The organism is Campylobacter concisus (genome assembly GCF_002913225.1).
Lineage (GTDB): Bacteria > Campylobacterota > Campylobacteria > Campylobacterales > Campylobacteraceae > Campylobacter_A > Campylobacter_A concisus_J.
In genome coordinates this window covers 19,472-29,269 of the sequence record NZ_PPAW01000042.1, presented here as the reverse complement: position 1 = coordinate 29,269, position 9,798 = coordinate 19,472, and the positions used below count along the sequence as shown (strand labels likewise).

General features: G+C 40.0%; 10 protein-coding genes. All 10 read left to right on the top strand.

Features of this window, described 5'->3' with window-relative positions:
- Positions 1-225 precede the first annotated feature (225 nt).
- Genes CYP26_RS07615 through CYP26_RS07570 form a run of 10 tightly spaced genes read left to right on the top strand, consistent with a single transcriptional unit; the run spans position 226 to position 9,701 of the window.
- Positions 226-795, top strand: coding sequence for a 4Fe-4S dicluster domain-containing protein (locus tag CYP26_RS07615; RefSeq protein WP_002939266.1), 570 nt, complete (start codon positions 226-228; stop codon positions 793-795).
- A gap of 1 nt (position 796) precedes the next feature.
- A complete protein-coding gene (locus tag CYP26_RS07610; protein WP_002939304.1) occupies positions 797-2,764 on the top strand; it encodes a proton-conducting transporter membrane subunit in 1,968 nt (655 codons plus the stop codon).
- Between the two features lie 9 nt (positions 2,765-2,773).
- Positions 2,774-3,694: a respiratory chain complex I subunit 1 family protein gene (locus CYP26_RS07605; protein WP_002939300.1), complete on the top strand. Its 921-nt coding sequence runs from the start codon at positions 2,774-2,776 to the stop codon at positions 3,692-3,694.
- A gap of 1 nt (position 3,695) precedes the next feature.
- The gene (gene hyfE, locus CYP26_RS07600) at positions 3,696-4,340 is read left to right on the top strand and encodes a hydrogenase 4 membrane subunit (RefSeq protein ID WP_103630969.1); all 645 of its coding nucleotides are present in this window, start codon (positions 3,696-3,698) and stop codon (positions 4,338-4,340) included.
- A gap of 2 nt (positions 4,341-4,342) precedes the next feature.
- Entirely contained in the window at positions 4,343-5,824 is a 1,482-nt protein-coding gene (locus tag CYP26_RS07595) for a hydrogenase 4 subunit F (RefSeq protein ID WP_103630968.1), read from the top strand.
- A complete protein-coding gene (locus tag CYP26_RS07590) occupies positions 5,821-7,557 on the top strand; it encodes an NADH-quinone oxidoreductase subunit C (RefSeq protein ID WP_009294856.1) in 1,737 nt (578 codons plus the stop codon). Before CYP26_RS07595 ends, CYP26_RS07590 begins: the two co-directional genes overlap by 4 nt.
- Positions 7,554-8,093 carry a formate hydrogenlyase complex iron-sulfur subunit gene (locus CYP26_RS07585; RefSeq protein ID WP_002939210.1) on the top strand — a complete coding sequence of 180 codons (540 nt, stop codon included), beginning with the start codon at positions 7,554-7,556 and terminating at the stop codon, positions 8,091-8,093. Before CYP26_RS07590 ends, CYP26_RS07585 begins: the two co-directional genes overlap by 4 nt.
- Positions 8,090-8,914, top strand: a complete 825-nt coding sequence (locus CYP26_RS07580) for an NADH-quinone oxidoreductase subunit B family protein (protein WP_103567767.1) — start codon at positions 8,090-8,092, stop codon at positions 8,912-8,914. The genes CYP26_RS07585 and CYP26_RS07580 overlap by 4 nt, the downstream gene beginning before the upstream one ends.
- Positions 8,911-9,255 carry a formate hydrogenlyase maturation HycH family protein gene (locus CYP26_RS07575; RefSeq protein WP_012001185.1) on the top strand — a complete coding sequence of 115 codons (345 nt, stop codon included), beginning with the start codon at positions 8,911-8,913 and terminating at the stop codon, positions 9,253-9,255. The genes CYP26_RS07580 and CYP26_RS07575 overlap by 4 nt, the downstream gene beginning before the upstream one ends.
- The gene (locus CYP26_RS07570) at positions 9,255-9,701 is read left to right on the top strand and encodes a hydrogenase 3 maturation endopeptidase HyCI (protein WP_021087517.1); all 447 of its coding nucleotides are present in this window, start codon (positions 9,255-9,257) and stop codon (positions 9,699-9,701) included. Before CYP26_RS07575 ends, CYP26_RS07570 begins: the two co-directional genes overlap by 1 nt.
- Positions 9,702-9,798: the final 97 nt, after the last annotated feature.

Below are 9,798 nucleotides of genomic sequence, written 5' to 3'. Positions count from 1 at the left end.
ATAGCATATCTTAAACTAATATAAAATAAAAATTAGATTTCAAAAATACAAAATTTGTCAGATAGCTGACGGAATTTAATCGCTAGAAGTTATAGAATTGTTTCAAAAATTTCAGGAAGGAGCGTTTGAGATGTTAAATAAAAATTTAACTATCTCTATTCATGTGATTAACAATCACTCTATTAGTGAGCAGGGCGGTCTTGCCTTGTTTTTTAGGAGGAATTTATGAAAAAACATAAATTTGTGATTGCCGATTCTAAACGCTGCATAGGATGTGCGACCTGTATGGCTGCATGTTTTAAAAGTGCTTATGAACGCGGCAAACTATCACGTGCAAGGCTAAGCGTCTTAAGAGAAGCTAGCGGTGTTATGCCGACTCAGTGCAGACAATGCGACGATGGCCCTTGCGCAAATGTATGCCCAACTGGAGCGTTGCGATTTAACGATAATTGCATCGAGCTTCACGAGGAAATTTGTATAGGTTGCAAGATGTGCACGATCGCTTGCCCTTATGGTGCGATAAGCTCAAGTGCAGAGCTTATGCCTTCAGTAAATTACGCTGTCGAGCCAAAATACTATCTTGAAGTAGAGTCACAATCAGGCGCAAAAAACATCGCAGTTAAATGTGATATGTGCTTTGGCCGTGAAAATGGACCAGCTTGCGTTGATGTATGCCCAACAAGTGCTCTTATAATGGTAGATCCAGAAGAGGGCAAACATAAGCTTGGCAAGAGGATAGACTACGAAGCAGCGAATAAATTTGCTACTAAAATTTTAAACGGACAAGGAGCATAAGATGACTACGGTTTATATGCTATTTCTTGTAAGTGCCGTCGTTAGTATCTTGCTCTACTGCGCTCCAAAAGCCGCTGTTAAAGTTGGTTTTGGACTAAGTGCTATAAGCTGCTTTTATGCGATGTGTCACTTCGTTGCAAATATGGGAGTAAGTGATAGCTTTGCTCTTATGGATGGCTTTTTGTATTCGCCAAAATTTGCACTAAATCCACTTGGAAATTTCTTCAGCTTTGTCGTTGTTTTCATCGGATTTGCAAGTAGTGTTTATGGTATGAGCTATGCAGAAGAGTACATAAAAAAAGCAAATGTTGGTGTGTTTGCATGTTTGTTTAACACATTTATCCTTTCAATGCTTCTAGTAATCAGTGCTGATAATGTATTTTGCTTTGTTGTTTTATGGGAGCTTATGACTCTTGTATCATCATTTCTTATCATCGTCAATGACGGTAAAAATACACTTAAAGCGGTTATGGTATATCTTGGTATCGCACAAATCGGTGCATTTTGTATAACCTGTGGCTTGCTTATCACAGCTTACTATGCAGGAAGCTTTGAATTTAGCGCATTTATGGGTGTTAAGATGCCATTTGGCGCTTCTGCTGCTGTATTTGTACTATTCTTGGTTGGCTTTGGTAGTAAGGCTGGTATGTGGCCATTCCACGTTTGGCTTCCACAAGCTCACCCAGCAGCACCATCAAACGTTTCAGCCCTTATGTCAGGCGTTATGATTAAAGTTGCTCTATTTACACTAGTTAAATTTACACTTTACCTACCACTTAGCACATATTTTGGTCTTACAATACTCGCTCTTGGTGCAGCTAGCTCACTATTTGGTGTTTTATACGCTCTTTGCCAACACGACTTCAAAGCCTTGCTTGCTTACCACTCAGTTGAGAACATAGGCATTATCTTGCTAGGTCTTGGTACTGGTATTTACGGCGTTGCAGCTGGAAATTTAACACTTGCAGCAGTAGGTTTTCTAGCAGGTTGCTACCACGTAGTCAATCACGCTATATTTAAAGGTCTGCTTTTTCTTTGCGCTGGTTCAGTTATCCACGCTACTCATACACAAAATATGGATATCCTTGGTGGTCTTGCTAAAAAGATGCCATGGACAAGCCTTGGTATGTTTATAGGTATCATGGGTATCGCAGCTTTACCTCCAGTAAATGGCTTTGTTTCAGAGTGGTTTACATATCAAGGTATGCTTCAAGGCGCGATGGGAGAAGGAACATTAGTTAGATACGCATTTACACTTGGCGTCGTAGCTCTTGCGCTAACAGGCGTTTTGGTTGGTATGCACCTTAAACTTTACGCTGTTATCTTTGCAGGCACTCCAAGAGATCAAAAAATTTGGGAAAATGCTAAAGAGAGTCCGATAGGAATGGTTCTTGGTATGATCATCCTAATGATAGGCTGCGTTGGCTTTGGTCTTGGCGCAAACTACATAGTTGATTACATCATGCAAGCTGTAAATTCTATCGCTATAAGTGACTATAAAGCTAGCCTTGGTGCTATAAACGTAACTTCACCTATGGGTAGCATGATCTCAACTCCACTTATCGCCCTAGTTCTATGTGCGACTATGATTTTGCCATTTATCATCCTTGCTGTTATGAAAGCAAACAGAGATAAACCACGCGAGACTGATCCTTGGGCATGCGGCTTTAAATATAGCTCACGTATGCAAATGACAGGTGGTCCATTCACTGGCGACCTTAGAAAAATTATGCAATGGCTATTTAGAGCTGATAAAAAAGTAGTTACTAGAAATTATTTTGACGCGGTTGAGTATCACAACCATCCAAAAGATATTTGGTGGGGAATGTTTTATGAGCCAGTCATTAAATGGTGTGTGAAATTTGCTGATAAGCTAGGTATCGTTCAAAGTGGTTATACAAATGTATATGCACTTTATATCTTGCTATATCTTTGTGTCATACTTGCTGTGGGCTACTTTTTAGTTTAGGAGACGAAAATGCAAACTATACTTTTAATGATATTTCAAGTAGTCGTTATCGTTTTGGTAGCTCCTTTGTTTGATGGTATGGCAAGAAAACTTAGAGCTAAACTTCAATCAAAACAAGGTAGCGATTTCTTTCAAACATATCGCGACATTATAAAGCTTTTTAGAAGAGGAAGAACCGTCCCTGAGTGCTCTCACTGGGTATTTAGATGGGCTCCATTTTTCCTTTTTGCAACTTCAGCTGCAGTGCTAGCTGCTATACCTATCACTTATAGCAAAGACACTGTATTTGGAGCATATTCAGATATATTTGTTATCCTCTATCTTGGTGCGCTACTTAGATTTGTATTTGGTGCAGCTTCAATGGATAGCGGCAACCCATTTGCAGCAACAGGTGGCGGCAGGGAGCAAATGCTTGGTGTTTATGTTGAGCCAGTTATGATTATGTGCTTAATCGTAGTTATGCTTGCAGCTAAAACATCAAATTTAGTTGAGATCCAAGAGATGGTAAGAACTGGCGTTATCGGATATCAAATTCCAAGTTTTGCCGTTGCTTCTATCGCATTTTTGTGGTGTATGTATGTTGAGACTGGTAGAAAGCCATTTGACTTAGCTGAAGCAGAACAAGAGCTTCAAGAGGGTGTTCTTGGTGAGTATGCTGGTAGCGACCTTGGCTTAGTTCAAGCATCACTTATATTAAAACAGTTTGCTATGATCGGACTTTTCCTAAGCATATTTGAGCCATGGAATTTTAGCAATCCTTTCTTAGCTATTATCGTTTTTGTGATAAAAACTGGAGTATTTTACGTCGCAGCTGTATTTATAGACAACTTTGGACCACGCTTTAAAATGACTTCATCTTTACGCAAAAATGCTCTTGGTGCACTTGCTATTTCGTTTGTTGCACTAACACTTTATGTAGTAGGAGCGTGAGATGCAAACACTAGATATATTAGCCATTTGTATGATCGTAACTTCGCTTGCAATTTTTGGCCTTAGAAGCTTGAAACTCTCAATCATCGCTTATGCGATAGAGACGCTACTTTTAGTTAGTATATTTTTCTTACTATCTGAGAAATTTAACGCTGAGCAGCTAAAAACTTGGGCGATCGTTGCGTTTTTTACCAAAGTTCTTTTCGTGCCAGGAATTTTGTTCTGGCTTATCAAAAAACTTGGCGTAGTTAGCGAAGATGAGCCAGTTGGTGGATTTTTTGTAAGCCCTGTTATTGCTATGGGATTTTCTCTAGCTCTTTCAATGAGTATCCACCCTATATTTTTAAAATTCTCTCTTATCAAAGAAGAGATTATGCTAATCGCTGCTGGAACAGTCTTTATGATGGGAATTTTTGGCTTTATGCTAAGAAACTCATTTATAAAACAAATTCTAGCTTATTGCTTGTTTGAAAATGGTATCCACCTAAGCCTTGCTCTAATGGCTTACAACTCACATGAGCTAGTTGAGCTTGGAATTTTAACAGATGCGATATTTGCTGTTATTATCATGAGCGTTCTAGCGATTAGATTTTATAAAGCTTATGATAGCTTAGATACTTCTAAAGCTTCAAATTTAAGGGGTTAGAGATGGATAGTTTAGCTTTAATACTTATCATACCGCTCCTTGGTGCTTTGATCTTGTTTTTAAGTCCTAAAAGCTATGCAGTACTTAGCGGACTTCATGTCTTGTTTTCTGCTGCGACATCAGTGGCTTTACTTAACAATGTTCTTAAAGTTTTAAGTGGCGGAACTTTTTATAGTTTTGATAAATTTTTATTCTTAGATAGCTTAGGCTGTGTTTTCTTGGTGCTTATCGCCGTAACTGGATTTATAGTAAATTTCTACTCTATCCACTATATGAGATGGGAACTTGAAGATGGACACATTCACTTAAGTGATCTTAAAAAATACTACGCACTAAGCCATGTATTTATCTTTACAATGACTTTAAGTGTTATTTGCAACAACGTTGCGTTTATGTGGGCAGCTATCGAGGCTACTACACTAGCTTCTGTATTTTTGGTTGCTATTCATAAAGATCAAAAATCAACAGAGAGTGGTTATAAATACATCGTTCTTTGCTCAATCGGTCTAGCATTTGCTCTTTATGCAACTGTTCTTCTATACTCAGCTACATATAGCACATTAGGAGATGGTGAGGCTTCTATGCAGTTTTCAAGCATAATGGAAAATGCTAAAAACCTAAATCCAGATGCTGCAAAACTTATCTTTGTATTTGCGCTAATTGGTTTTGGTACAAAAGCTGGTCTTGCTCCAACTCACACTTGGTTGCCAGACGTTCACGCTGAAGGTCCAGCACCTATCTCAGCATTGCTATCAGGTGTACTTTTAAAATGTGCGATGCTTGCACTTTTAAGATACTACGCTATCACAGCTCAAGCAGTTGGATTTAGCTTTGTTGAAGGCGTAATGATCGTATCAGGAACTATCACACTTTTTGTAGCAGGATTTTTCCTAATAAGACAACACAACGTAAAAAGAATGTTTGCATACCACTCAATCGTTCACATGGGTGTTATCGCATTTGCACTTGGTGTTGGCGGTAAATTTGGTCTATTTGCAGCGATATTCCACTGCTTAGCTCACAGCTTCACAAAAGCTTTGGCTTTCTGCTCAACAGGTAACATAGCAAGAATTTACGGCCACAAAGATATGAGTAAGATGGGCGGCATGGTTAAGATCGCACCTATTACAACTATTATGTTTGGTGCAGCTGTATGCTCACTAGTTGGTGTTCCAGCATTTGCTATATTTGTTAGCGAATATAACGTCTTTGTTGGAGCTATCACAAGTGGTCAATACATCGCAGTTGCGCTATTTGCTATTGCACTTGCAGTTATTTTCATAGCTGACTTTGCGCACTTTAACATGGCAAGCTTTGGCGAGCCAAAAGGTGTGGTTGTTCATAATAAAGAGATGAGTTTATTTGAAAATTTACCTCTTATAGCACTCTGTGCCCTTATCATAATCTTTGGCGTATGGCACGTAGATAGCTTTTATACGCTAGTAAATAACGGTGTTAATATAATGATGGGAGCTTTAAAATGAGAGGCGATAAATTTGTTGAAATCCTAAAAACAAAGGTAAAAATTTTAGAAGTAACTCGTCAAGCAGACGATCAGATCACGGTTTTGGTTGATAGAAACGATCTTCCACTAGCTGTTAAAACACTTTATTATGATATCGGTGGCTTTATAAGCACTATGATACCAAACGACGAGCGTCAGATAAATGGCTGCTATGCGCTTTACTATGCTATCTCAATGGAAGGTAGCAAGATGACTGAGGCGGACGACTTTGCAGCTGAGGATAAGTGCTTTATCACAGTTAAAACTCTTATCCCAGGAAGCGATCCGACATTCCCGTCAGTTACTCCGCTCGTGCCAGCTTGTGTTTGGTATGAAAGAGAAGCTTATGATATGTTTGGTTTAGTAGCTGAGGGTCTGCCTGATAAAAGACGTCTAGTTTTAAGTGATGACTGGCCAGACGGACTTCACCCACTTAGAAAAGATGCTATGGACTACCGCTACCGCCCTGATCCAGTAGATCATAGAGATGAGCCTGATGCGGAGTTTTTATTCCCAACAGGTGATGCAGTAGTTGATGTGCCACTTGGACCACTACACGTTACATCTGATGAGCCAGGTCACTTTAGACTTTTCTGCGACGGCGACGAGATCATCGATGCTGATTATCGTTTGTTCTATCAACACCGCGGTATGGAGAAGCTAGCTGAAAACAGAATGAACTATGATCAAATGGGCTATCTTGCAGAGCGTGTTTGCGGAATTTGTGGTTATGCTCACGCTATTGCGTGTATCGAAGCAGCAGAAAAAGCTATCAAGCTTGAAATCCCACTAAGAGCTCAAGCTATACGCGTCATCTGTCTTGAGATCGAGCGTCTTCACAGCCACCTTTTAAATATCGGTCTAGCTTGTGAGGTTACTGGTAACTACAATGCTTTCATGCATATCTTTAGGGTGCGTGAGTACTCTATGGAGCTAGCTCAACTTGTAACTGGCGGACGTAAAACATACGGCAACGTTGTTATGGGTGGCTTAAGACGTGATATGACAAACCATGAGATCAAAAAAGGCTTAGAGATCATCAACAAACTTGACATTCAAATTTCAGAAATTTGGGATGCAGTTTTGGAAGATAAACGCCAAATCGGACGCTGGAAAGGTGTAGGTATCTTGGACCGCCAAATCGCACGTGACTTTAGCCCAGTTGGTCCAAACATGAGAGGCTCTGGCTTCAAACGTGATAACCGCTACGATCATCCATACGACTTCTTCAAACAGATAGAATTTGAAGTAGCAGTTGAGCATGGTTGCGACGTTTTTGCTCGTGAGATGGTTAGATATAAAGAGCTAAAAAGCTCTATCCACATCATCCGCCAATGCTTTGAGATGATGCCTCAAACTCCGATCATGATTGATCCTGTGACTATGATCAAGCCTGAGAATTTCGCACTTGGTCACGACGAAGCACCACGCGGTGAGAACGTCCACTGGATCATGCAAGGTAGCGCTCAAAAAGTATATCGCTGGAGATGTAGGGCTGCGACATATAACAACTGGCCAAGCCTAAGGTATCAATTTAGAGGAAACAATATAAGTGACGCTGCACTTATCGTTTGCTCACTTGACCCTTGCTACTCATGCACTGAGCGTGTTACTTTGGTTGATGTAAGGACTAAAAAAAGTAAAATTTTAACAGAAAAAGACCTTAAAAAATTCTGTCAAGATGGCGGGGTTAGTAAGAAGGATTTAAGATGATGAAGTTATTTGACATCACAGAAAAATATGGAAAGGCGACATACGCCTATCCATTTGAGCCATATATTGTGCCTGAGAATTTCCGCGGTCAGCCAGACTATACATACGATCTTTGTATAGGTTGTGCAGCTTGCGGTATCGCTTGCCCTAGTAACGCAATAGAGCTTAAGATGAACGATGAGCAAACAAGGCTTGTTTGGCAGTTTGACTGTGGTCGCTGCATATTCTGCGGTCGCTGCGATGAGGTTTGCCCAACTGGAGCCGTAAGACTTAGCGATAGCTTTGAGCTTGCGGTTAAATTTGACAAGAGCGCTCTTATCCAAAGAGGCGAGCTTGAGATGCAAACTTGCAAATGCTGCGGCAAGCCATTTACGCCAAAAAGGCTTATAAATTTCACCCTTGAAAAGCTTGGCACAGCAAATTTACTCCCAGGCAGACTTGAAGAGGCAAAAGAGTATCTTTTTATCTGCCCAGAGTGCAAGAAAAATCAATCTGCTGAGAGGCTAACAAAAGGCGTTGAGGAGGCTATAAAATGAGTCTATATCAAGTCCCAGAGGACATAAAAACAGCAAATGACCTAACTGCAAAGCTAGAGCATTTAAAAAATATCAAAAGAAGCTTTAGCGTTTATAGGATCGACTGCGGAAGCTGCAACGGTTGTGAGATCGAAATTTTCGCTGCTATCACTCCGATGTGGGATCCAGAGCGCTTTGGCTTTAAGCTTGTAGCAAACCCAAGACACGCTGATATCTTGCTTTGCTCAGGACCAGTCACAAGACAGATGTACTACCCACTTCTTCGTGCTTATGAAGCAGCTCCAGATCCTAAGATCGTAGTTGCTTTTGGTGCTTGTGGAAGTACTGGCGGAATTTTCCATGACGCTTACAGTGTTTGGGGCGGTATAGATAAGATCATACCAGTTGATGTCTATATCCCAGGCTGCCCTCCACACCCAGCAAGTGTTATTTATGGTCTAGGTATGGCTCTTGGCATCATTGATCAAAAGCTACACAAAAAAAGCTACGAAAATGATAGCACTACGCCTCCTCCAGTTAAAAAGTCAGTAATGGGCGATATCTTGTTTGAACGTGACTTGCATGCTGAAAGTAAAAGGCTGATGAGTTATATCTTTGGTAGAACACTATTTGAAAAATATATGGACGCTATCAAAGCTTCAAGCGATATCCACAACCCAGAGCTTGCACGTGAAGCGGTTATAGCAGCTATCAAAAAAGAAGATGATCCTAGATATGCTGAGTGTATGGCACTTTTACACAACGATGTCTATCTAAAATATGCAAAAGCTGGTAAAAATTTTGCGATTGATGTTGATAGTGAGGTTTGGAGTAAAAGATGATACAAGTTTATAAGCTTACAAAAAGGCATATGGACGACAACGAGAAGCTTCCACGCGAGCTAAAGGAGATAAAAATTTTCTCCACTTGCGTGGGACACGGCGTTGGTACGATTGATTTTAGCGAGAAGGTCTTAGAGCTAAGCGATGAGGAATTCGACGAGATGATCAAAAACTCAGGCGAATATGTGAAATTTAAGATCGGAAATTTAAGCAAGTATTTTGAAGTTGAAATTTTTGCTGAGCATATCGCTAGACTCTTGCCACAGCTTTGTGAGTGTAAGCTTAAAGAAATTTTGGCAAATTTAAAAGAGGGATATATCGTGCTTAGGAAGGACTTTTGATGAAAAAGGCCATCCTTTGCATCGGTAATCCTATGCGTGGCGATGATGATGTTGGCAATGAAGTCGGCCGCATCGTAGAAACTGAGCTAAAAGAGTGGAAGGTCTTTTTTGGGCAAGATGTGCCTGAGAATGAATTTTCAGCTATTAGAGAATTTGCGCCTGACATTTTGATAGTAGTCGATGCGATGAGTGGCTTTGATGAGGATAAGATAGAGTTTTTTGATCTAAGTGACGATAGAGACTACATCTACTCAACCCACAACCTCCCAACGCCGGTGCTTTTAAGCTATTTGCGTAAAATTTGTCCAAAGACGCTTTTTCTTGGCATTAGTGTCTTGCTTGAAAATGTCCTTGATTTTGAGGAGGGGCTAAGTGAGCAGGCTAAAAAAAGTGCCAGAAAAGCTTTTTTAAGAATTGTAGAGATTGATAAAAATTTAGTTGGTTAAATTTGGTAAGAGCTAAATTTAATCTGGGGTTTGCTAAAGATAAATTTGATCATTTTGGATTTGAAATTTAGTGTAAAACTAATTTTTAAACATTAAA

Bases quoted from the DNA above. Each gene is read 5' to 3' on its own strand.
- CYP26_RS07615 (WP_002939266.1), top strand. From the start codon at position 226: ATGAAAAAACATAAATTTGTGATTGCCGATTCTAAACGCTGCATAGGA.
- CYP26_RS07610 (WP_002939304.1), top strand. From the start codon at position 797: ATGACTACGGTTTATATGCTATTTCTTGTAAGTGCCGTCGTTAGTATC.
- CYP26_RS07605 (WP_002939300.1), top strand. From the start codon at position 2,774: ATGCAAACTATACTTTTAATGATATTTCAAGTAGTCGTTATCGTTTTG.
- hyfE (WP_103630969.1), top strand. From the start codon at position 3,696: ATGCAAACACTAGATATATTAGCCATTTGTATGATCGTAACTTCGCTT.
- CYP26_RS07595 (WP_103630968.1), top strand. From the start codon at position 4,343: ATGGATAGTTTAGCTTTAATACTTATCATACCGCTCCTTGGTGCTTTG.
- CYP26_RS07590 (WP_009294856.1), top strand. From the start codon at position 5,821: ATGAGAGGCGATAAATTTGTTGAAATCCTAAAAACAAAGGTAAAAATT.
- CYP26_RS07585 (WP_002939210.1), top strand. From the start codon at position 7,554: ATGATGAAGTTATTTGACATCACAGAAAAATATGGAAAGGCGACATAC.
- CYP26_RS07580 (WP_103567767.1), top strand. From the start codon at position 8,090: ATGAGTCTATATCAAGTCCCAGAGGACATAAAAACAGCAAATGACCTA.
- CYP26_RS07575 (WP_012001185.1), top strand. From the start codon at position 8,911: ATGATACAAGTTTATAAGCTTACAAAAAGGCATATGGACGACAACGAG.
- CYP26_RS07570 (WP_021087517.1), top strand. From the start codon at position 9,255: ATGAAAAAGGCCATCCTTTGCATCGGTAATCCTATGCGTGGCGATGAT.